The 21,810-nt window shown below is 64.9% G+C and carries 23 protein-coding genes; 15 read left to right on the top strand and 8 right to left on the bottom strand.

All coding sequences use genetic code 11. The features are described from left to right. Together QSV36_RS14965 and QSV36_RS14960 are read left to right on the top strand one after the other, a co-directional pair. Window positions 1–663 carry a response regulator gene (locus QSV36_RS14965; protein ID WP_289132769.1) on the top strand — a complete coding sequence of 221 codons (663 nt, stop codon included), beginning with the start codon at window positions 1–3 and terminating at the stop codon, window positions 661–663. Then, entirely contained in the window at window positions 660–2,030 is a 1,371-nt protein-coding gene (locus QSV36_RS14960; RefSeq protein ID WP_289132766.1) for a sensor histidine kinase, read from the top strand. The genes QSV36_RS14965 and QSV36_RS14960 overlap by 4 nt, the downstream gene beginning before the upstream one ends. A 3-nt stretch (window positions 2,031–2,033) precedes the next feature. Here QSV36_RS14960 and QSV36_RS14955 read toward each other — a convergent pair whose 3' ends face one another. Beyond that, window positions 2,034–2,420: a VOC family protein gene (locus QSV36_RS14955; protein WP_289132764.1), complete on the bottom strand. Its 387-nt coding sequence runs from the start codon at window positions 2,418–2,420 to the stop codon at window positions 2,034–2,036. Window positions 2,421–2,606: 186 nt separating this feature from the next. Between QSV36_RS14955 and QSV36_RS14950 the strand changes: the two genes are divergently transcribed. Beyond that, on the top strand, window positions 2,607–2,792 hold the full coding sequence (locus QSV36_RS14950) for a hypothetical protein (protein WP_289132762.1): 186 nt from the start codon (window positions 2,607–2,609) through the stop codon (window positions 2,790–2,792). 149 nt (window positions 2,793–2,941) lie between these two features. After that, on the top strand, window positions 2,942–3,847 hold the full coding sequence (locus QSV36_RS14945) for a LysR family transcriptional regulator (RefSeq protein WP_289132760.1): 906 nt from the start codon (window positions 2,942–2,944) through the stop codon (window positions 3,845–3,847). Between the two features lie 47 nt (window positions 3,848–3,894). Here QSV36_RS14945 and QSV36_RS14940 read toward each other — a convergent pair whose 3' ends face one another. Further along, the gene (locus QSV36_RS14940; protein WP_289132757.1) at window positions 3,895–4,368 is read right to left on the bottom strand and encodes a YMGG-like glycine zipper-containing protein; all 474 of its coding nucleotides are present in this window, start codon (window positions 4,366–4,368) and stop codon (window positions 3,895–3,897) included. Window positions 4,369–4,517: 149 nt separating this feature from the next. Here QSV36_RS14940 and QSV36_RS14935 point away from each other — a divergent pair, with 149 nt between their 5' ends. Genes QSV36_RS14935 through QSV36_RS14920 form a run of 4 tightly spaced genes read left to right on the top strand, consistent with a single transcriptional unit; the run spans window position 4,518 to window position 7,918 of the window. After that, window positions 4,518–5,114, top strand: a complete 597-nt coding sequence (locus QSV36_RS14935) for a paraquat-inducible protein A (RefSeq protein ID WP_289132754.1) — start codon at window positions 4,518–4,520, stop codon at window positions 5,112–5,114. Continuing rightward, window positions 5,111–5,755, top strand: a complete 645-nt coding sequence (locus QSV36_RS14930) for a paraquat-inducible protein A (protein WP_289132751.1) — start codon at window positions 5,111–5,113, stop codon at window positions 5,753–5,755. The genes QSV36_RS14935 and QSV36_RS14930 overlap by 4 nt, the downstream gene beginning before the upstream one ends. After that, a complete protein-coding gene (locus QSV36_RS14925) occupies window positions 5,739–7,373 on the top strand; it encodes a PqiB family protein (RefSeq protein ID WP_289132748.1) in 1,635 nt (544 codons plus the stop codon). The genes QSV36_RS14930 and QSV36_RS14925 overlap by 17 nt, the downstream gene beginning before the upstream one ends. Before the next feature lie 11 nt (window positions 7,374–7,384). Beyond that, on the top strand, window positions 7,385–7,918 hold the full coding sequence (locus QSV36_RS14920; protein WP_289132745.1) for a PqiC family protein: 534 nt from the start codon (window positions 7,385–7,387) through the stop codon (window positions 7,916–7,918). A gap of 211 nt (window positions 7,919–8,129) precedes the next feature. Here the strand turns inward: QSV36_RS14920 and QSV36_RS14915 are convergent, their stop codons facing one another. After that, window positions 8,130–9,908 carry a phosphoethanolamine transferase CptA gene (locus tag QSV36_RS14915; protein WP_289132743.1) on the bottom strand — a complete coding sequence of 593 codons (1,779 nt, stop codon included), beginning with the start codon at window positions 9,906–9,908 and terminating at the stop codon, window positions 8,130–8,132. A gap of 155 nt (window positions 9,909–10,063) precedes the next feature. Between QSV36_RS14915 and QSV36_RS14910 the strand changes: the two genes are divergently transcribed. Next, window positions 10,064–10,210, top strand: a complete 147-nt coding sequence (locus tag QSV36_RS14910; RefSeq protein ID WP_289132740.1) for a DUF2986 domain-containing protein — start codon at window positions 10,064–10,066, stop codon at window positions 10,208–10,210. Between the two features lie 41 nt (window positions 10,211–10,251). On the opposite strand, the gene QSV36_RS14905 is transcribed toward QSV36_RS14910, so the two are convergent. Together QSV36_RS14905 and QSV36_RS14900 are read right to left on the bottom strand one after the other, a co-directional pair. After that, complete coding sequence (locus QSV36_RS14905; RefSeq protein ID WP_289133379.1) at window positions 10,252–10,620, bottom strand: hypothetical protein; 369 nt, start codon at window positions 10,618–10,620, stop codon at window positions 10,252–10,254. 198 nt (window positions 10,621–10,818) lie between these two features. Further along, entirely contained in the window at window positions 10,819–11,403 is a 585-nt protein-coding gene (locus tag QSV36_RS14900) for a biliverdin-producing heme oxygenase (RefSeq protein ID WP_289132737.1), read from the bottom strand. Window positions 11,404–11,558: 155 nt separating this feature from the next. Here QSV36_RS14900 and QSV36_RS14895 point away from each other — a divergent pair, with 155 nt between their 5' ends. After that, window positions 11,559–12,050, top strand: a complete 492-nt coding sequence (locus QSV36_RS14895; RefSeq protein ID WP_289132734.1) for a GNAT family N-acetyltransferase — start codon at window positions 11,559–11,561, stop codon at window positions 12,048–12,050. A gap of 73 nt (window positions 12,051–12,123) precedes the next feature. Here the strand turns inward: QSV36_RS14895 and QSV36_RS14890 are convergent, their stop codons facing one another. Continuing rightward, window positions 12,124–13,482, bottom strand: coding sequence for an 8-oxoguanine deaminase (locus QSV36_RS14890; RefSeq protein WP_289132733.1), 1,359 nt, complete (start codon window positions 13,480–13,482; stop codon window positions 12,124–12,126). A 163-nt stretch (window positions 13,483–13,645) separates the two neighbouring features. Continuing rightward, window positions 13,646–15,022, bottom strand: a complete 1,377-nt coding sequence (locus QSV36_RS14885) for an APC family permease (protein WP_289132731.1) — start codon at window positions 15,020–15,022, stop codon at window positions 13,646–13,648. A gap of 278 nt (window positions 15,023–15,300) precedes the next feature. On the opposite strand from QSV36_RS14885, the gene QSV36_RS14880 reads away from it, so the two are divergent. The 3 genes from QSV36_RS14880 to QSV36_RS14870 all read left to right on the top strand — a co-directional run bounded on the left by QSV36_RS14880 (window position 15,301) and on the right by QSV36_RS14870 (window position 19,228). Beyond that, the gene (locus QSV36_RS14880; RefSeq protein ID WP_289132729.1) at window positions 15,301–16,143 is read left to right on the top strand and encodes a helix-turn-helix transcriptional regulator; all 843 of its coding nucleotides are present in this window, start codon (window positions 15,301–15,303) and stop codon (window positions 16,141–16,143) included. 42 nt (window positions 16,144–16,185) lie between these two features. After that, window positions 16,186–17,568: an aspartate aminotransferase family protein gene (locus QSV36_RS14875; protein ID WP_186689954.1), complete on the top strand. Its 1,383-nt coding sequence runs from the start codon at window positions 16,186–16,188 to the stop codon at window positions 17,566–17,568. A gap of 166 nt (window positions 17,569–17,734) precedes the next feature. Then, window positions 17,735–19,228: an aldehyde dehydrogenase gene (locus QSV36_RS14870; RefSeq protein ID WP_289132726.1), complete on the top strand. Its 1,494-nt coding sequence runs from the start codon at window positions 17,735–17,737 to the stop codon at window positions 19,226–19,228. Between the two features lie 55 nt (window positions 19,229–19,283). Here QSV36_RS14870 and catR read toward each other — a convergent pair whose 3' ends face one another. Further along, the gene (gene catR, locus QSV36_RS14865; RefSeq protein ID WP_289132724.1) at window positions 19,284–20,156 is read right to left on the bottom strand and encodes an HTH-type transcriptional regulator CatR; all 873 of its coding nucleotides are present in this window, start codon (window positions 20,154–20,156) and stop codon (window positions 19,284–19,286) included. Window positions 20,157–20,291: 135 nt separating this feature from the next. Here catR and QSV36_RS14860 point away from each other — a divergent pair, with 135 nt between their 5' ends. Continuing rightward, window positions 20,292–21,419, top strand: a complete 1,128-nt coding sequence (locus QSV36_RS14860) for a muconate cycloisomerase family protein (protein WP_289132723.1) — start codon at window positions 20,292–20,294, stop codon at window positions 21,417–21,419. A 62-nt stretch (window positions 21,420–21,481) separates the two neighbouring features. Continuing rightward, the gene (gene catC, locus QSV36_RS14855; protein ID WP_289132720.1) at window positions 21,482–21,772 is read left to right on the top strand and encodes a muconolactone Delta-isomerase; all 291 of its coding nucleotides are present in this window, start codon (window positions 21,482–21,484) and stop codon (window positions 21,770–21,772) included. Window positions 21,773–21,810: the final 38 nt, after the last annotated feature.

The raw sequence follows: 21,810 nt of genomic DNA, 5'->3' as shown, positions 1-21,810 counted from the left end.
ATGCGCCTGCTGCTGGTTGAAGACGACGTCGCGCTGGGGGAGGGGATCTGTGACGGCCTGCGCCGCGAGGGTTATACCCTCGACTGGCTGCAGGATGGCGCCAGCGCCTTGCATGCCTTGACTCACGAGGCGTTCGACCTGGCCATTCTCGACCTGGGCTTGCCACGCCTGGACGGCATCGAACTGCTGCGGCGCCTGCGCGTTGCCGGCAAGAGCCTGCCGGTGCTGGTATTGACCGCCCGCGACGCCACCGACGATCGCATCACCGGGCTGGACGCCGGTGCGGATGATTACCTGGTGAAGCCCTTCGACCTCAACGAACTCAAAGCCCGCCTGCGGGCCTTGCTGCGGCGCAGCAGCGGCCGCGCGCAGTTGCTCATCGAGCACGCCGGGGTGCGCCTGGACCCGGCCACCCAACAGGTGCATTACCAGGGCCAGCTGGTGGTGCTCACGCCCAAGGAATACCTGCTGCTGCACGAACTGCTGGCCCAGCCGGGCAAGGTATTCACCCGTGAGCGCCTGACCCAGTTGCTGTATGGCTGGGATGAAGAACCCGAGAGCAACACCCTGGAAGTGAACATCTACCACCTGCGCAAGAAACTGTTCAATGGCCTGATCCGCACCGTGCGCGGTATCGGCTACCTGGCGGAAGGCAAGGCATGAGTTCGCTGCGCCAACGCACCTTGTGGCGGGTGATGCTATTGCTGCTGCTCGGCAGCGGCCTGCTGGCGTTGTACAACTACCACGACAGCCGTCACGAAATCACCGAGGTCTACGACGCCCACTTGGCGCAGAACGCCCGGCTGTTGCAGGGCATCATGAGCCTGCCGGTGCAGGAACAGAGCCGTGGCGAGTTGTACCGGGCCTTCGACGAGGCGCTGAGCAAGGCCGGCCGGCACCGGGTCGGGCACCCCTACGAGAGCAAGCTGGCCTTTCAGGTATGGGCCGACGACGGCACCTTGCTGGTGCATACCCCCAGCGCCCCGCAGCTGGACCAGCCACCCCGGGAGCCGGGGTTTGCCGATGTGCTGGTGGATGCGCGGCGCTGGCGCAGTTTCGTCTTGCCGGTGCCGGAAAAGCGCTGGGTGATCTGGGTCGGCGAACGCAGCGATGTGCGTATCGACCTGGTCGAGCGCATCGTGCGGCATACGCTGTTGCCCTTCCTGTTCGGCAGCCTGGCGCTGGCGTTACTGGTGTGGGCGGCTATCGGCTGGGGCCTGCGGCCGTTGCAGAACATGGCCAGGGTCATCCGCGCCCGCCATGCCGACTCACTCGAGCCACTGCAACTGGTCCCGTTGCCGAAGGAACTGGAACCGATGCAGGCGGCGATCAACCGCCTGCTCGGGCAGATCGGCGACCTGCTGAGCCGCGAGCATCGCTTCATCGCCGATGCCGCCCACGAAATGCGCACCCCGTTGGCCGTCCTGCGCCTGCATGCGCAGAACGCCCTCAATGCGGCCAGCGCCGCCGAGCGGGACAAGGCGCTGGGCTTTCTCATGGGCGGTGTCGACCGCCTTGCCCGGGTGGTCAACCAGCTGTTGACATTGGCCCGCCTGGAGCCCCGGCCCGGCCGGCGTGACTGGCCGTCGGTCGATCTGCAGGGGTTGGTGGCCGAGACCCTGGCCGACCTGACCCCGTGGATCCTGGAACGTGGGCTTGAGCCTTCGCTGGACATTGCCGCCGGTGACTACCGCCTGCATACCGATGCCGGCGCGCTGGGCATTGCCTTGCAGAACCTGGTGACCAACGCGGTGGATCATTCACCGCCGGGCGGACGCATCACCGTGACCCTGCAGCGCGAAGGGCAGGCCCTATTGGTCAGTGTCGACGACGAAGGGCCGGGCATCGCCGAGGCGGAGCAACAACGGGTGTTCGAGCGTTTCTACAGCAAGGGCTCGGCCAATGGCGCCGGCCTGGGGCTGTCGATCGTCAGTACCATCATGACGCGTCTGGGCGGCAGCGTGCAGTTGCGCAACCAACTGCCGCACGGGCTGCGAGCGACCCTGCGGCTGCCGCTGGCGCCTGGCTAGCCGCTAGTGCTTCTGGGCGATCTGGATCAGGTTGCCGCAAGTGTCATCGAACACCGCCACGGTGACCGGCCCCTGGTTGGTAGGTGGCTGGGTGAACTGCACACCCGCTGCACACAGCCGGGTGTACTCGGCCTGGATATCGCGCACGCCGAACGAGGTGGCAGGGATACCGTCCTGCTTGAGCGCCGCCTTGTAGGCCTTGGCAGCCGGGTGCGCGTCGGGTTCCAGCAGCAGTTCGACACCGTTGGGGTCGTTGGGGGAAGTGAGGGTCAGCCAGCGGTGCCGGCCCATGGGGGTGTCGTGCTTGGGCTCGAAGCCGAGTACGTAGTGGTAGAAAGCCAAGGCCTTGGCCTGGTCGTCGACGAGGATGCTGGTGACCACGATCTTCATAGGCGCACACCGTGAGCTTGAGGCCGATAAGTACCAGTAAAGACGCTCGGCGGTAATTGGCCAGTGGCAATGCCTGGCAAGTAGCTGTCCGCTGGCGGAGGCCGGGCCGGGTTTCCAGGTGGGTTGATGCGCAAGCCGGCTCTAGTGTAGGCCAGGCAAAATGATGACCCCAAGGAGCGAATGCCCATGCAAGAAGAACTCAGCAACGAACTGCAAGACACCCCTACGGCAGATCAGCTGGAGAATGCGCCGCCTCAGGTGACGCGGTCCAGGCGCAATCCCGGAGTGGGGCCGGTTGACGGAATGCCCTGTGAGCCTGGCTACAAGCTGGTGGGCGACGAGTGCGTCTTGGCCAACATCGATTTCGAGTGATCCAGGAGGGGCGCTTGAGGCGCCCCTTCAGAAAAACCTGCCCAAGGCATAGGTAAATCCTTTACCACCGGTTCCCCATCCGAGCGCTGCCGAGGGTAAAGTGACAGGCATGATCCCAGCGCGCCCAGACCGGCGTCCAAGAGGTACCTGTGGCTGCCTATACCCTGCGACAACTCAAGTATTTCGTCACCACCGTGGAGGCCGGCAGTGTCGCCGAGGCTTCGCGCCAGCTGTACATCGCCCAGCCGTCCATCTCCACGGCGATCAAGAGCCTGGAGGAAAGCTTCGGCGTGCAGCTGTTCATCCGCCACCACGCCCAGGGCGTGTCGCTGACGCCCAGTGGCAAACGCTTCTACGCCAAGACCAAGTCGCTGCTGCAGATGGCTCACGAGTTCGAGCAGAACGCCCTGGCCGATAACGACACCGTGGCTGGGCAGATTGACATCGGCTGTTTCGAAACCGTGGCCCCGCTTTACCTGCCGCGGCTGATTGCCGGCTTTCGCCAACGCTACCCGGGGGTGGACATCCGCTTGCGCGATGGCGAACAGCAGGACCTGATCCAGGGCCTGACTGCCGGCACCTTCGACCTGGCCTTTCTCTACGATCACGACCTGGACGGCACCATCGAAGCCGAACCGCTGATGCCGCCGCAGAAGCCCTATGTGCTGCTGCCCGAGCAGCACCGCTTTGCCGGCCAGGCCCAGGTGTCGCTGCGCGACCTGTGCCCCGAGCCGATGATCCTGTTGGACGTGGCCCCGAGCCGCACCTACTTCGTCAGCCTGTTCAACGAAATGGGCCTGACACCGAACATCGTCTTCAGCTCGCCATCGATCGAGATGGTGCGCGGCATGGTCGGGCAGGGCTTCGGTTTTTCCTTGCTGGTGACGCGCCCGCATTCACCGTACACCTACGACGGCCAGCGTCTGGCGATGGTGGATATTGCCGAGCCGGTCGCGCTGTCCGGGCTGGCGGCGGCATGGTTGAAACGGGTGCAACTGACCAAGCCGGCTCAGTTGTTCGTCGAATTCTGCCGGGAACAATTGGCGAAGTTCTGAAATGGCACGCCAAGCCGCCCATTGCCGCGGCATGACGTGCCTGTCGCTCAGGGATTGACCTGATAGCCGCGTCCCTGCAGGCAGCCGGCATAGGCACTGGCGTGGGCCTGCGTCTGCGCTTCGTCCTGGCCACGGCGGTCCTGACGGCGCTCCTGGCGCTGGCGCATGCCGCCGACGGCGGCACCGGCGGCGGCCACCTCGCCGGCACGGTTCTGCCGGTAGGCCTGCTTGGCATCGTCACTGGCCCGGTCATACAGCGCGTCGTGCTGGTTACCGCGCACTTGTGCGCCCGCCGCACCGGCAACCGCGCCAGCGGCGGCCCCACGCACGCGACCACCTACATGCGGGTCGTTGGACGTCGCGGCGCTGTTGGCGGCATTGGTCGCCACGGTGTTGCAGTCGTTGATATCCAGCTGCATCTGCTGGCTGCTTTGGCCCTTGAGCGGTACCACCGACTGCGCCAGGGCGGTCGGGGCCACGCACAGCAGTACCAACAGGTAACTCCACGTCGACCTACGCATGCTACACCTCCAGCGGGCGGGATCCCGACTCTCAGAATAGTTCGCCCTGGCCGTGCGGATGGCAGTTTTGCCCAGATGGGCTAAACCGGATATCAAATACTGTTCGCCTGCGCATCCCGGTCTGAATCCCGGCTACCCGTGGAAGCACCATGAGCCAGACCCAGCACCTGATCATCTGCGAATACTGCGACACGGTGTATCACCGTGCGCCGCTGCTCAAGCATCAGCGTGCCCTGTGCCAGCGCTGTGGCGGCGTGCTGTACCGGTACACCTCGCTGACCGTGCAGCAACGGCTGGCACTGAGCGTGACGGGCGGAATCCTGCTGGTGTTCGCCAACTTCTACCCGGTGATGACCATCGGCATGCAGGGGCTGACCCATTCGGCGACGTTGTGGGACTCGGTGCAGATCCTCAGCCACGGCAGCATCACCTTCATCGCCCTGGTCATGGCCTTGTCCATCATCGTCGCACCGGTGCTGCAGATCGGGCTGTTGTGCTGGCTGCTGGGTTTTGCCCTGGCTGGCCAGCGCGCGCCCGGTTTTGCCGTGTGCATGCGCAGCCTGGAAGGCCTGCGGCCCTGGAGCATGCTGGAGGTGTGCCTGCTGGGGGCGCTGGTGGCGGTGATCAAGCTGGCGGGGTTGCTCGACGTCATCCCCGGCATCGGCCTGCTGGCCCTGGCCGCGCTGAGCATGCTGATCATCCATGTCGCCGGCAAGGACATACGCGATTTGTGGGAACAGCCATGAGCACCCCGGCTACCGCCGATGAACTGGGCTTGTGCCTGTGCCATGGTTGTGGCCAGGCCTGCACGCTAGCGCGTGGCATACACACCTGTGGCCGCTGCGGTGCGCCCATTCACCGCCGCAAGACCAATGCCATCAGCCGTGGCTGGGCCTTTCTCCTGGCAGCGCTGGTTTTCTACATCCCCGCCAACCTGTTGCCGGTGATGCACACCGAGATGCTCGGCAGTGGCAGCGAAAGCACCATTGGCGGTGGGGTGCTGGAATTCTGGGAGGCCGGGGCCTGGGACATCGCCCTGATCATCTTCATTGCCAGCGTTGGTGTGCCGGCCATCAAGTTCTTCTCGCTCGGCCTGTTGCTCTACACCGCCCAGCGCGGTTCTACCTGGGCCTGCCGGCAACGCTCGCAGCTGTACCGCTTCGTCGAGTTGATCGGTTACTGGTCGATGCTCGATGTGATGGTGGTTGCGCTGGTGGCGGCGTTGGTGCAGCTACGTGGGTTGGGCACCATCGAGCCCCGGGTGGGCATCCTGTTCTTTGGCATGGTGGTGGTCCTGACCATGCTGTCTGCGATGAGCTTCGATCCACGCCTGATCTGGGATCGCCATGCCAACGAGGGGGGCCGCATTGATGGGGCAGCAGACTGACAACCGCGATGGCCCCGGGCAGGTCGAGGTACGCACCCGGCGCTGGAACGTGTCGCTGGTATGGATCGTGCCGATCGTGGCGATCCTGATCGGCGCGTCGCTGGTGGTGCGTAACTGGATGCAGCAGGGGCCGGTGATTGCCATTGCCTTCCACACCGGGGAAGGGCTGGTGGCACATAAAACCCAGGTCAAGTACCGCAGCGTGGTGATTGGCGAAGTCACCACGGTGGACCTGGCCGACGACAAGAAAAGCGTGGTCGCCAAGGTGCAGCTGTCCAACGACGCCCGTGCCTTCGCCACCCAGGGGGCACGCTTCTGGGTGGTGCGGCCACGCATCGGGGTCGGCGGCGTTTCTGGGGTGGACACGCTGTTATCCGGTAGTTTCATCGGCGCGGATGCCGGCGAGTCGAATGTGCCGGAGAAGTCGTTTGTCGGCCTGGAACTGCCACCACCGATTACCTATGACGAAAAAGGCAAGCGCTTTGTGCTCACCGCCAGCGACCTCGGCTCGCTGGATGTCGGCTCGTCGCTCTACTACCGCAAGATACCCGTGGGCGAGGTGGTGTCGTTCGCCCTGCAGGGCGACGGCAAGGGTGTGGAGATCGGTGTGTTCGTGCAAGCTCCCTACGACAACTTCGTCACTGCCGACACCCGCTTCTGGAACGCCAGCGGGGTCGACATGCAGATCGGCGCCAACGGCCTGAAGGTCGATACCGAGTCGCTGTCGTCCATCCTGGTGGGCGGGCTGGCCTTTGGCTCGCCCGACTTCGCCGCGCAAGCCGAGCCCGCTGCCGACCAGGCGCGCTTCCAGTTGTTTGCCGACCGGGATTCCGCTTTGGCACCGCCTAGTGGCCAGGCGCAATACCTGCAGTTGCGCTTTGACCAGGCCATGCGTGGCCTGTCGGTGGGTGCGCCGGTGGAGTTCAAGGGGGTGGAATTTGGCCGGGTCACCTCGATCAAGCTCGATTACGATGCTGCCCGGCAGGCGTTTCCGGTAGTGGTCGATGCGGTGATTTACCCGCAGCGCCTGGGGCCGGTGCACCGCAAGATGCTGGCGGTGTTCAAGCACAGCGAGGGCGACCTGGACGGCGCCCGGCGCCTGATCGGCACCTTCGTCGAACATGGGCTGCGGGCCCAGGCGCGCAGCGGCAACCTGATCACCGGGCAGATGTTCATTTCCCTGGACTTCTACCCGGATGCCCCCAAGGTCGCTTTCGACAAGACCGCCGATCCGATCACCATCCCGACCCTGCCAGGTAGCCTGGAACAGTTGCAGGAGCAGCTGCAACGGGTGGTGGAGCGCATCGGCAAACTGCCATTGGAGAGCATCGCCAGCAACCTCGATGGCAGCCTGCGCGAGCTGCGTGCCAGCCTCAGGCAGTTCAATGGCCAGACGTTGCCGGATGTGCAGGTGGCGCTGGACGAAATGCACAAGACCCTGCGCACGGCCAACGCGGCGATTGCCGAAGACTCGCCGCAGCGCGAACGGATGGGGGAGACCCTGGACGAACTGGAGCGCATGTCGCGTTCGCTGCGCGACCTCGCCGATTACCTGGGCCGGCACCCCGAGTCGCTGATTCGCGGTCGGCCGAAAGCGGCCGCGGGCCTTGAACCCTGAGGAGACAGCCAATGCAACGACTGCGCAATGTATGTGGGGCCGGGCTGCTGGCGCTGTTGTGGGGCTGCAGCACGCCCAACAACTATCACACGCTGGTGCCGAGCGAGCCGGTGCGTGATGGCGGCCAACGCATCCAGGTCGCCAGGGTGGCGGTGCCGCCGCAAGTCGACCGCCCGCAACTGGTGGTACGGCAAGGGCAGAGCGGCCTGGCCATCCTCGAGACGGAGTGGTGGGGGGCCAACCTGGTGGACGAATTCCGCAGTGCCCTGCAAGACCAGCTGGGTGGGCCGGTGGCGGGTAGCAAGGCGCTGCTGCGGGTAGACGTGCAGCGCTTCGATACGGTGCCGGGGCGCTATGCCTCGCTGGAAGCCCTGTGGCGTCTGAGCCAGCCGGGGCAGGCCGAACTGACCTGCCGCACCTTGTTGCAAACGCCAGCGGACAACAGCATCGCCAGCCTGGTCAATGCCCACCAGGCCAACCTGCGCAAGCTGGCCGAGGCCGTGCGAAGCAGCGCCCGCCAGGGGAGTTGTAGCCAGCCGGCCTGACTGAAGCGAGGTTGAGCTGGTGCAAGCTTCTGTTTTGCTCAAGATCCAGCGGCTTGCCCGATTTTGTGGGAGCGGGCAGGCCCGCGAACACCGGCACAGCCGGTGCCACCTATCGCGTCGCCTGCTTCGCGGCTAAATCCGCTCCTACAGGGACTGCGTTAGCCTGAGCAGGCGTGGCCTTGTGCCGCGAAAGGGGCGCAATTACACACCGTCAGTCCGGGCCTGCACCGTTCTGCGCTTGGCTGTTGCTGACCGTCTCCTGCACCCGCTCGGCCTTGTCCAGCGGCAGGCGGTCGAATTCGCGCAGGCCATCCTTGCGGTACGGGTCGCCAATCCAGCGCGGCGCCACCACGAACTGCGGGCTTACCAGGCTTTTGCCCGGTTCGTAGCGGTCGTAGCTCAGCCCGGCGAGGTCGGACAGGGTGTGGATCAGGTGCGAGCTGCTGTAGGGTCGGTCGGCCATCGCCTGCAAGTCGCGCGGGTGCTCGGCCCGCCAGCTTGGCGAGGTCCACAGCAGGAACGGGATGGTGTACATCGGCCGGGTCGGCGCGCCTTCATTACGCCCCAGGCGGTCGTGGTTGCCGGAGCTGTACACGTCCTCGCCATGGTCGGACAGGTACAGCAGGAAACCATTGGGGGTGGTGGCCGAATAGCGCTTGATCAGGCTCGAGACCACATAGTCGTTGTAGCGCACCGCGTTGTCGTAGAAGTTGTAGGTTTCCAGCTGCTCGGGTGTCAGCACGCCGGGCGCGCCCTGGCGGTCGGTGAAATGCGCGTAGTCGCCCGGGTAGCGGTAGCGGTAGTCCATGTGCGTGCCCAGCAGGTGCACGATGATGAACTTGTTCGGTGCCGGGTCCTGCAGGGCCTTGTCGAACGGCGCCAGCACCACCTCGTCGTACTGGCTGGCGTTCTGGTTACGCTGGTTGTTCAGGTAGACCGGCGCGTCCGTCTGCTGCGAGAAGGTGGTCAGCATGGTATTGCGCTTGGTCATGGTCTGCTGGTTGGTGATCCAGAAGGTCTTGTAGCCGGCCTGCTTCATCAGGTTGATCAGTGACGGATCGGTGAGGAAGCGGTCCGGGTTCTGCTCGTCGCCGAAGGTGAGGATCTGCTGCATCACTTCGATGGTGTAGGGGCGTGGCGACACCACGTTGCGGAACACCGTCAGGCCGTCGTCGCTGGCCGCCAGGGCATCGAGGTTGGGCGTGGTGTCACGGTTGTAGCCGTACAGGTGCATGTGTTCGCGGGTGGTCGATTCGCCCAGTACCAGCACCAGTGTGCGTGGCGCGGTACCGCTGCTGTCGCGCAGGTTCTGCAAGGGCGGCAGCGCGGCATTCTGGGCAAGCAGTTCCTGCATGTTGTCCAGCTGCTGGCGGTACTGGCGGTAGCCGACCAGCAATTGCCAGGGCACGGCCGGTTCCATGCGCTGCTGGACCTTTTCTGCCGCGTCGGCAAAGCTGCGCTGCTGGGTGACCATCTGCTTGTAGAACGGATACACCAGGTTGGCCAGCAGCAACAGGGCGACCACTGGCAGGCGGCTGCGCAGCGGCAGGCGCACCGGACGCACGCGCTTCCACAGCAGCACCGCGACCAGCGTGTACAGCAGCAGCGCCAGGCCAAGCCAGGCGCTGAAGTACTGGCTGAAGTATTCTCCGGCCTCGGCGGTATTGGACTCGAACATCACGAAGATCACGCTTTGCGAGAACTCCTGACGATAAATGCCGAAGTAGCTCAAGCCCACCAGCGACGCAGCCCACAGCACCACACCGATGACCGCGGCCGTGGCGCGGGTGAAGCGAGGCAGCAGCAGTACCGGGGCCAGCCACAGGCTGCTGAGGAACAGCGCGTCGCGGAAGCCGGCGAAACCGGTGGTGCCGCTGAACAGCAGCAGCGCCTGGGTCACGCCCGAGAAGTACCAGAAGAACAGCAGGAGCCAGCCCAGGCCGGCCCAGTCCACGCGCTGCGGCGCAGAAGGGGAAGGAGTGTGTGACACGGATGCCTCGTCGTACCATGGCGGCCAGCCGATCTGCCCGGCGCCGGAAAAGCCGTGACGCTAATCTGCCGCGTGTGAAAATAACGTCAATCAGGCGCTGGGCCAGGCAAGGTATGATGTGCCCAGGCAATCCCGCACTGACAGGTCGAGTGAGAATGAACCGTCGCAAGAAGATCAAGCAGCTGTTGCAGGCGCATGCCAGGAAGGCCAGTGCGAAACTGGCGCCACGCAAGCCAAAGTACATTTGCAAGGCGGACCGCCTGAAGATGGAAGCCGAGGCGGCGGCGGACACTGCCACCTGACCAACCAGCGCGGCCGTCAAGGCCGCGCTGGTTGCTGCCCATCAACGGCGGTAATAACGGTAATCGTCATGGTAGCGCTGGTGCATGGCCCGCTCGTGGCGGCGCTCCCAGTCTCGCCGGCGTTCCCAGTCGCGGCGGTATTCCCAGTCGCGCCGGCGCTCCCAGTCACGTCGGGCCTGCTCGCGGCGCCACTGTTCGCGGCGCCAGTCGCTTCTGTGGTCATGCCAGCGGTCGTCGCCATGAGCCAGCAGCGTGGCGGGCTGCGCATCGGCCACACTGGCCAACTTCGCCCAGGGGTTGCCGGCAGGCTGCAGGGGGGATTGCACCGCCGGGGCAGCCGCCACGGACGGTTTCATGGGGGTTGCCGATGCCGTGCCCACCGCCGCCAACGAGAACAGGCCGAGCAGCATCAACCTTGCGACATGTATTTTCATGAGCGAAGCCAACCTCTGAGAACAATTGAGCCATCTGGCCAGCAGGTGGTTGGCGATTCTGTCTCGCGTCCCGCTACCTTTCTGTGCCTCCCAGATAGACCGGCAAACAGAAAAAAGTTCGCGATGGCAACAACTTGTACAACTTTTGAAACAACCCGATCAGCGGTTGCTGATTCAGGCAAGCAGCGCTCGCAAGTGCATTTGGTAGCTGCCGAACGCGGCGATCGCACCAGCGACCACCTCGGCTTCTTCCTGCGCATTCAGCGATAAGCCGTCCAGCCTGGCGACGAACTGCCGCCAGGGCAGCGCCCGGCCCTGCGGATGCGGCGCCAGGTGGCGAGCGCCGAGGCCGGCGTCCAGGCCCAGGCGCTGGGCCTGCCTGAGCAGAAACGCAGCCCCAAGGTTCGACCCCTCGCTGCAGTACAGCCAGCCCAGGGCCTGGGCCGTGCTGGCACGGACTTGCCGAGGCAGCGCCGGCACTGGCAGGCCCAGATCGCTCAGGTCATGCTCGACCGCGGCAGCGCGCGACAGCTGCGCCAGCCCAGGCAATAGCAGGTTGAGTTGTTCACTGCGGTATAACGCCAGCAGACTGCCATGAAAGCGATGCTGTACCTGCAGGAAGCGACCGTAGCGTTCGCGGTTGTCGAAAGGCCTGGCGGCCATCACCCGTTGGTCAACATCGTCGTGGGCCTGGCTGCTGGCAGCCTTCAAGCGTTTGCAGCGTCCGGGTTCGGCGAGCGATAGCGGCACTGAGGCCATCGGCGTATCCATGGTGAGTGGGCAATGCGCCATGATGCTTGTCACCCGTGGCCCTCAGCAAGCGCCAAGCAACGGGTTTGAGAAAGCTGCCTGTCCAGGTGGCTAGTCATTTACCATGACGGCCGCTTTGCCAATCATCGTCAAGGAAACCCGCCATGAGCACTCCGCAGTTCCGCACCCCCACCGCCGCAGACGCCGAGCGTTGCTACGCCATCGAAATCGGCGCTTACGAGGGAGATGAAGCGGCCACACTGGAGAAGATCCGTACCCGTATCGCGCAGTACCCGCAAGGTTTCCTGGTGCTGGAGCAGGCGGGAGAGATCGTCGGTTTCATCAACAGCGGCTGCGCCCACCAGGTGGAGATGGCCGATGAAGCCTTCAAGGAACTGGTCGGGCACGACTCGCAAGCGCCGAATGTGGTGATCATGTCGGTGGTGGTCGACCCGGCGCACCAGGGCAAAGGCTATGCCAGGCGTCTGATGGACGAGTTCGTCAACCGCATGAAGGCCGCGGGCAAGCAGACCATCCACCTGATGTGCAAGCAGCAGCATGTACCGCTGTACCAGAAGATGGGTTACCAGTACGTGCAGCCATCGCCGTCGGAGCATGGTGGCATGGCCTGGCATGAGATGGTCATGGCCCTCTGAGCAGCCGCAGCGGGCGCGGCCAGGGGCACGACAGGGCTGCCTGGCAGCCCGTCGCGACACCAGGCCAGCCTTGTTATCCGCCGCTGACCAGTTGCTGCGCCAACTGGTTATGGCGCTCGAGTACCCGTGGCAGGTCGACGGTGAGCAGTTGGCCGTCCTGCACCACCACACGGCCATTGATCACGCTGGTATGTACCTGGGTCGGGGTGCAGAACACCAGCGCCGCCAGCGGGTCGTGATGGCCGCCGGCATAGGCCACGTGGCCCAGGTCGAAGGCGACGAAGTCGGCGACCATGCCGGGGGCGAGGGCGCCGATGTCATTGCGGTTCAGCACCTTGGCGCCGCCGAGGGTGGCGATTTCCAGCGCTTCGCGCGCGGTCATCGCGTCGGGTCCGAAGCCTACCCGTTGCAGCAGCAAGGCCTGGCGCACTTCACCGATCATGCTGGCACCGTCGTTGGAGGCCGAACCGTCGACCCCCAGGCCCACCGGCACGCCATGGTCGCGCATCTTGCGCACCGGGGCGATGCCCGAGGCCAGGCGCATGTTCGAGCACGGGCAGTGGGCCACACCGGTGCCGGTGCGGGCGAACAGTTCGATACCGTGCTGGTCGAGTTGCACGCAATGGGCATGCCACACATCGTGGCCGACCCAGCCGAGGTCCTCGGCGTATTCGGCCGGGGTCATGCCGAACTTCTCGCGGCTGTAGGCAATGTCATTGACATTCTCGGCCAGGTGGGTGTGCAACGACACGCCGTACTGGCGCGCCAGCACTGCCGCTTCGCGCATCAGGTCGCGGCTGACCGAGAACGGCGAGCATGGCGCCACCACGATGCGGCGCATCGCGCCGTGGCTGGCATCGTGGTAATCCTCGATCAGGCGCTGGGACTCCTTGAGGATGTCGGCCTCCTTCTCCACCACTGCGTCAGGCGGCAGGCCGCCCTGGCTGCGGCCCACGCTCATGCTGCCGCGGGCGGCATGGAAGCGCATGCCGATCTCGTCGGCGGCGTGGATGCTGTCGTCGAGCTTGCAGCCGTTGGGGTAGATGTACAGGTGGTCGCTGGAGGTGGTGCAGCCGGACAGGATCAGTTCCGCCATGGCGGTCTGGGTCGACACCGCGATCATCTCGGGGGTCAGGCGCGCCCAGATCGGGTACAGGTTGGTCAGCCAGTTGAACAGTTCGCCGTCCTGGGCCGCCGGTACCACGCGGGTGAGGCTCTGGTACATGTGGTGGTGGGTGTTGACCAGGCCAGGAATGACCACCTTGCCGGCCATATCCAGCACCACGTCGGCGTGCTGGGGCAGGGTGTCGCTGGCGCCGACCTGGCGGATCAGGTTGTCTTCGATGAACAGGCCGCCGTTGCTGATCTCGCGGCGTTCGCCATCCATGGTGACCAGCAGGGCGGCGTTTTTTACCAACAGTGTCTTGGGCATAGCATGTGCCTGCGCAATACCCAGCGACGATTGTCGCTGTCGTAGGCGCTGCGACATGTAACCAGAGTCAGGCAGGATTGTATACACCTCGAGTGTTCGAACCAGGCACGGTCCGGGTGGGCACAACTGAACCGTTCCCACCCGGATCGCGCAAGCGCGGCCGTCACTCGGCCATCTGCAATTCCGGCAGCTTCACCCGGAACGCCCGGGTAAGCCCGAGCAGTACCACCAGGCCCAGGCCCATCCAGCACAGGCCGATGCTGAACGACAGATGGGTCAGGCTGCTCCACAGCCACAGCGTGCTGAGAAAGCCCAGGCCAGGTACGACACCATACAGCAGGTAGTTACGGGCCCCGCGCAAGCGGGTGTCGACCAGGTAGTGCTTGACCACTGCCAGGTTCACCGCCGAGAAGGCGAACAACGCGCCAAAGCTGATCATGTTGGCCACGGTGTCAAGGGTGATCACCAGGGCGACCAGCGACAGCAGGCTGACCACCACGATGGCCATGGCCGGTACGCGCTTTTTCGTCGCCAGCTGGCCGAACGCCCGGGGCAGGGCGCCGTCGCGGCCCATGGCGAACAGCACCCGCGACACGCTGGCCTGGGACACCATGGCCGAGGCGAAGCAGCCTGCCACGTAGGTGGCGGTGAAGGCGGTCACCAGCAGTTCACCGCCGACCCGCCGCATCACGTCTACCGAGGCCGAATCGGGGTCGGCAAAGTTGCCCCAGTCGGGGAACACCATTTGCGCGCAATACGACACCACCAGGAACAGCAGGCCGCCGATCAGCGACACCGCCAGAATCGCCGTGGGGATGCGGTAGGTCGGGTTGCTGGTTTCCTCGGCCATGGTCGACACCGCGTCGAAGCCGAGGAACGACAGGCACAGCACGGCGGCGCCGGTCATGATCAATGGCACGCTGAAACCCTCGTGATGGAAGGGCGCCAGCAGCGATAGCGGTTCGGCCTGGCTACCGAGGTTGCGTATCGACAGGGCGACGAACACCACGATGAACACCAGCTGCAGCACCACCAGGAGCCAGTTGACCCGGGTAATGGATTCGATGCCGATCAGGTTGAGGAAGGTCACAAGGGCAATCGAGCCCAACACCCATACCCAGGCGGGAATGGCCGGAAAGTACTCCGCCATGTAGATACCGATCAGCAGGTAGCTGAGCAACGGCAGGAAGATGTAGTCGAGCAGCAGCGTCCAGCCGGTAATGAAGCCGATGTGGCTGCCGAACGCCTTGCGCGTGTAGGTATACACCGACCCGGAATAGGGGTGGGCCTGGACCATGCGCCCATAGCTGTAGGCAGTCAGCAGCATGGCCGCGAGCGTGAGCAGGTAGGCGCTGGGCAGGTGCCCCTTGGTCATCTGGGTAACCAGCCCGTAGGTGGTGAACACGGCCAGCGGCACCATGTAGGCCAGGCCGAACAGAATCAGGGCGGTCATGCCCATGGATTTACGGAACCGCCCGTTCGGGACCGAAGACGGGGCATGCGCGGCGGGAGAATGGGCTGTACTTGTTGTTGTATGCATTGCTAACTCCTGGAAAGGGATGCAGGACACCGCAGCAGGCGAGGGGGCTCGCTGCCGGTGGGCGTTGTGCAAGGAGGTCGAGCGCGGGGCTCGCAGCGTGGGGCGGATTGATGCTCCCACACCCCGCAGGTACCCGGAATCACCCTTTGGGGTGAGCCGGACGAGGCGTGCAGGCGCTCACCCCAAAGGGTGATTCCGATGTCGGCGGCGCCATGGGAGTATCTGGCCAACAACGCACCGCACTGTGGCGGTGCCCTCCTCGATATGGCAGGCCCACCGTGACCCATCGATTGCTTACACAACAGTGGTTCGAGCACCAGGCCAAGGTCACCGAGGCCATCGGCCGCCCGGGCTTTGCTGCCAGCCTGTTCGCCGCACTCGGCGTGATCCATCCGATCCAGGCCACCACGGTGTACCTCTACCCGCACCACGGCATGCCCAGCGCATTGTTCGAGCAGGACGACAAGGCACCCTGGCAGCCCGAAGGCAATGTCAGCCGCTACCTGTCGGGCTTCTACCTGCTCGACCCGTTCTATGGCGCCTGCGTGGAGCAGGTCGAGTCCGGCTGCTATGGCCTGTTCGAGGTGGCACCGGACCATTTCGAGGTGAGCGAGTACTACCAGTCGTTCTACCGCCACTCGCACCTGCAGGATGAACTGAACTACATCCTGCAGCCGCAGCCCGGGCACAGTCTGGCCGTGTCGCTGGCCTTCACCGACAAGCTCGATGGCCATAGCCGCGCGCTGTTCGGCTGCATCACGCCCTGGGTGCTGGCGGTGCTCGGCAGGCATTTCGCCGGGCTCGACAGCCGTGCCGGGCGCTTCGAGAACATCCTCGAGCAGCGTATCCATGCGGCCCTGAACAACTTCGGCAGCTCATTGCTCACCGAACGTGAGTGCCGTATCGCCCAGCTGATCCTGCGTGGCCACTCCACCAAATCGTTGGCCGAGCGCCTGGGCGTGTCGGAAGACACCATCAAGTCGCACCGCAAGAACGTCTACGCCAAGCTCGACATCGGCACCCAGTCCGAGCTGTTCTCCCTGTTCATCGACGCCCTGGCCAATGCCCAGGGCGTACTGGGCAAGGACCCGCTGGAAAGCTACATGGGCAAGCTGCGCTGAGCGCCGGCAGCCCTGCACCCCCACCGCAAAGGAAAACCAACAATGAATGCGCCTTTCGCCCCGCAACGCCAGACCCGCGACTACCAGGCTTCCGATGCCGCCCACCACATCCATGCCTTCCTCGACCAGAAGGCGCTGAACGCCGAAGGGCCGCGGGTGATCGTTGGCGGTGAACGCCTGCACCTGTGGGACAGCGAGGGCAAGCGCTACCTCGACGGCATGTCCGGCCTGTGGTGCACCCAGCTCGGCTATGGCCGCCGCGACCTGACCGCTGCCGCTGCCACGCAGATGGACCAGTTGGCCTACTACAACATGTTCTTCCACACCACCCACCCGGCGGTGATCGAACTGTCCGAGCTGTTGTTCAGCCTGCTGCCCGCGCATTACAGCCACGCGATCTACACCAACTCCGGCTCCGAAGCCAACGAGGTGCTGATCCGCACCGTGCGCCGCTACTGGCAGGTGGTCGGCCAGCCGGCCAAGAAGATCATGATTGGCCGCTGGAACGGCTACCACGGCTCGACCCTGGCCGCCACGGCGTTGGGCGGCATGAAGTTCATGCACGAAATGGGCGGGCTAATCCCGGACGTGGCGCACATCGACGAACCGTACTGGTACGCCGAGGGCGGTGACCTTAGCCCGGCCGAGTTCGGCCGCCGCTGCGCCCTGCAGCTGGAAGAAAAAATCCTCGAACTGGGTGCCGAGAACGTTGCCGGTTTCATTGCCGAACCGTTCCAGGGCGCCGGCGGCATGATCTTCCCGCCGGAAAGCTACTGGCCCGAGATCCAGCGTATCTGCCGGCAGTACGATGTGCTGCTGTGCGCTGATGAAGTGATCGGCGGCTTTGGCCGCACCGGCGAATGGTTTGCCCATGAATATTTCGGCTTCCAGCCCGACACCCTGTCGATCGCCAAGGGCCTGACCAGTGGCTACGTGCCCATGGGTGGCCTGGTGCTGAGCAAGCGCATTGCCGAAGCGCTGGTGGAGCGGGGCGGGGTGTTTGCCCATGGCCTGACCTATTCCGGGCACCCGGTGGCGGCGGCTGTGGCCATCGCCAACCTGAAAGCGCTGCGTGACGAAGGCATCGTGCGCCAGGTCAGGGACGACACCGGGCCGTACCTGCAGCGCATCCTCCGTGAAGTGTTCGCTGACCACCCGTTGATCGGCCAGGTGCAGGGCGCCGGTCTGGTGGCGGCATTGCAGTTCGCCGAGCACAAGCCAACGCGCAAGCGCTTTGCCAACGAAAATGACCTGGCCTGGCAATGCCGCACCTTCGGTTTCGAGGAGGGGGTGATCATTCGCTCGACCCTGGGCCGGATGATCATGGCCCCGGCCTTGGTCGCCAACCACAGCGAGCTGGATGAACTGGTGGAAAAGACCCGCATCGCCGTGGACCGCACGGCGCGCCTGGTCGGCAAATTCTGAAATCGCGGGTATGGGCACCACATTTCCCTGTGGGAGCGGGCGAGCCCGCGAACACCGGCGAAGCCGGTGCCATTCACCGCAGCGCCTGATGCGCGGGCACGCCCGCTCCCACAGAAATTGCGTAGCCCTTATGAAAACGCTGCTACAACCGTTACCAGGAGTACAAATGTACACCCTCGAATTCTGGCAACAACGCGCCTCGGCCCTGCACCTCCCGGCCCAGGCGCTGATCGGCGGCAAGCCGGTCAACGCGCAGGACGGCGCCACCTTCGCCGCCATCAACCCCGCCAGCAACGCCGTGCTGGCCCAGGTCGCCGCCTGCGGCCAGGCCGAAGTGGACCTGGCCGTCGCCAGCGCCCGCCGCGCCTTCGAACACGGCCCGTGGCCGCGCATGGCTCCGGTCGAGCGCAAGAAGGTCCTGCTGCGCCTGGCCGAGCTGATCATGGCACATCGCGAAGAACTGGCCCTGCTGGACTCGCTGAACATGGGCAAGCCGGTCATGGACGCCTACAACATCGACGTGCCGGGCTCGGCGCAGGTGTTCGCCTGGTATGGCGAGGCACTGGACAAGCTGTACGACCAGGTGGCACCCACCGCACCCAACGCGCTGGCGACCATTACCCGTGAGGCGTTGGGCGTTGTCGCTGCGGTCGTGCCCTGGAACTTCCCGCTCGACATGGCCGCGTGGAAACTCGCCCCGGCGCTGGCCGCCGGTAACAGCGTGGTGCTCAAGCCCGCCGAGCAATCACCGTTCTCGGCCCTGCGCCTGGGTGAGCTGGCGTTGCAGGCTGGCCTGCCGGAAGGCGTGCTGAACGTGCTGCCTGGCCTGGGCGAGCAGGCTGGGCGGGCGCTGGGCCTGCACCCGGACGTGGATTGCCTGGTGTTCACCGGCTCCACCCAGGTGGGCAAGTACTTCATGCAGTATTCGGCGCAGTCCAACCTCAAGCAGGTGTGGCTGGAGTGCGGCGGCAAGAGCCCCAACCTGGTGTTTGAAAACTGCCAGGACCTGGACCTGGCTGCGGAAAAAGCCGCGTTCGGTATCTTCTTCAACCAGGGCGAGGTGTGCTCGGCCAACTCGCGGCTGTATGTGCAACGGTCCATCCATGACGCATTCATCGAACGCCTGCAGGCCAAGGCCCGCCAGTGGCTGCCGGGTAATCCGCTGGACCCGGCGAGCCGGGCCGGTGCGATTGTCGATGCGCAGCAGGCTGGCCGGATCGAGGCGGCCATTGCCCGGGCAGGGCAGGAGGGGGCACGGCAGGTGTGTGGTGGCCGGCGCCTGACGATCGACGGTTCGGACAACTACATCGAGCCGACCATTTTCGCCGATGTCGAGGGCCACATGAGCCTGGCACGGGAGGAGGTATTCGGGCCGGTGCTGGCGGTCAGCGTGTTCGACACCGAGGAGCAGGCCGTGCGCCTGGCCAATGACAGCATTTACGGCCTGGCGGCGTCGCTGTGGAGCGATGACTTCAATCAGGTCCACCGCGTGGCACGGGCGCTGAAGGCCGGCACGGTGTCGGTGAACACGGTCGATGCGCTGGACGTGGCGGTGCCGTTCGGCGGTGGCAAGCAGTCCGGGTTTGGGCGCGACCTGTCGCTGCATTCGTTCGACAAATATTCGCAGCTCAAGACCACCTGGTATCAGCTGCGCGCCTGATGCCAGTTGCCGGCGGTGACCTGCGCAGCAGCCCAACGACATTAGCCGACCAGCCTTAGCTGGCTTGCTGGGCAATCAATGCCAGGCAGCGCTGCACGATCGGGCTCACGTCGCCCTTGCGCCGGCTGAGGATGATCGGGCTGACGGCGCCGCTGTCGAGCAGGGCGACGTATGCGATATCGGTGCGGTGCTGTTGTTGCACCGAGGCCGGCACCAGGGTCACGCCCACGCCTACAGCCACCAGGCCAATGGCGGTCTGCAGCTCGTTGGCCCACTGGCTGACGCGGATGCTCATGCCGTGGTGGGCGAACAGGGCCAGTACATGGTCGGCATAGCTGGGCCGGGGGCTAGCGGGGTACAGGATGAACGCCTCGCCCGCCAGTTCGGCGAGGGTGAGCGGCGCACCCGCCAGCGGGTGGCCCTTGGGCAGCACAGCCACCAGCGGGTCTTCGCATAGCACCTGCTGCTGAATTGCCGGGTCATCGATGCGGATGCGCCCGAAGGCAATGTCGATGCGCCCGCTTTTCAGCGCCTCCACCTGCTGCAAGGTGGTCATCTCGTTCAGCCCCAGCTCCAGCTCGCTGTCCTGGCGCAGTTCGCGGATCAGCTCCGGCAACACCGTGTACAGGGTCGAGGGGGCGAAACCGATCCCCAGCCATTGGCGCTGACCCTGGCCGATGCGGCGGGTGTTGTCACTGATGTTGTGCAGTTGTTGCAGCACGGTGCAGGTCTGTTCGTAGAAGAAGCGACCTGCCTCGGTCAGCCGCAGCGGGCGTTCGCGCGCCACCAGCAACGTGCCCAGTTCGTCCTCGAGCTGGCTGATCTGCCGGCTCAGCGGTGGCTGGGCAATGTGCAGCAACTCGGCGGCACGGGTGAAGTTCAAGGTCTCGGCCAGCACCTTGAAGTAACGCAGGTGGCGCAGCTCCATCAGACCTCCAGGGTATGGTGGGAGATTCATTCGATATTGGACCGCCATCAGGGTCTCGCGCAATCCTTGAAGCATCAAGTAAACGCACCATTCGGGCCTGCGGCTGGCAGCCCGATATAACGGGACCTGGCAACAATGACAAGCGCGCTGATTGAACGTATGGAAGCCATTATCGTCGACCTGCCGACCATTCGCCCACACAAGCTGGCGATGCACACCATGCAGCAGCAGACCCTGGTGGTATTGCGGGTGCGCTGCAGCGATGGCGTCGAAGGCATTGGCGAGGCCACCACCATCGGTGGCCTGGCCTATGGCTACGAAAGCCCCGAAGGCATCAAGGCCAATGTCGATGCGCACCTGGCCCCGGCGCTGGTCGGCCTGCCGGCAGACAACATCAATGCCGCCATGCTCAAGCTGGACAAGCTGGCCAAGGGCAACACGTTTGCCAAGTCGGGCATCGAGAGCGCCTTGCTCGATGCCCAGGGCAAGCGCCTAGGCCTGCCGGTCAGCGAACTGCTCGGCGGCCGCGTGCGCGACAGCCTGGAAGTGGCCTGGACCCTGGCCAGTGGCGATACCGCCCGCGACATCGCCGAAGCCCGGCACATGCTGGAAATCCGCCGGCACCGGGTGTTCAAGCTGAAGATCGGCGCCAACCCGCTGGCGCAGGACCTCAAGCATGTGTTGGCGATCAAGCGCGAGCTGGGCGACAGCGCCAGCGTGCGGGTCGACGTCAACCAGTACTGGGACGAGTCCCAGGCCATCCGTGCCTGCCAGGTGCTCGGCGACAACGGCATCGAGCTGATCGAGCAACCGATTTCACGGAGCAACCGCAGCGGCCAGGTGCGCCTGAACCAGCGCAGCCCCGCGCCGATCATGGCCGACGAATCGATCGAAAGCGTCGAAGACGCCTTCAGCCTCGCCGCCGATGGTGCGGCCAGTATCTTCGCCCTGAAAATCGCCAAGAACGGCGGCCCGCGTGCCGTGCTGCGCACCGCGCAAATCGCCGAGGCCGCTGGTATTGCCCTGTACGGCGGGACCATGCTCGAAGGGTCGATCGGCACCCTGGCGTCGGCCCATGCCTTCCTTACCCTGCGCCAGCTGACTTGGGGTACCGAACTGTTCGGGCCGCTGCTGCTGACCGAAGAGATCGTCAACGAGCCGCTGCAGTACCGCGACTTCCAATTGCACATCCCACGCACCCCAGGCCTGGGCCTGACCCTGGACGAGCAGCGCCTGGCGCGCTTCGCCCGTGTTCGCGGGTAAACCCGCTTCGACCAAGGGCTCTGCCAACCAATCGACCCCGTCATACGCAAGGAGACCTCCCCATGCTGTTCCACGTGAAGATGACCGTGAAACTGCCGCTCGACATGGACCCGGCCAAGGCTGCCCAGCTCAAGGCCGACGAAAAGGAACTGGCCCAGCGCCTGCAGCGCGAAGGTACCTGGCGCCACCTGTGGCGCATCGCCGGGCACTACGCCAACTACAGCGTGTTCGATGTAGCCAGTGTCGAAGCGCTACACGATACCCTGATGCAACTGCCACTGTTCCCGTACATGGACATCGAGGTCGACGGCTTGTGCCGGCATCCCTCGTCGATCCGCAGCGACGACCGCTGATTCGCACCTGTGTGCCTGACAAGAACAAGATGAGGTAA

Source organism: Pseudomonas sp. BCRC 81390, assembly GCF_030341915.1.
Taxonomy (GTDB): domain Bacteria; phylum Pseudomonadota; class Gammaproteobacteria; order Pseudomonadales; family Pseudomonadaceae; genus Aquipseudomonas.
This window is presented reverse-complemented; position numbering and strand designations above follow the sequence as displayed.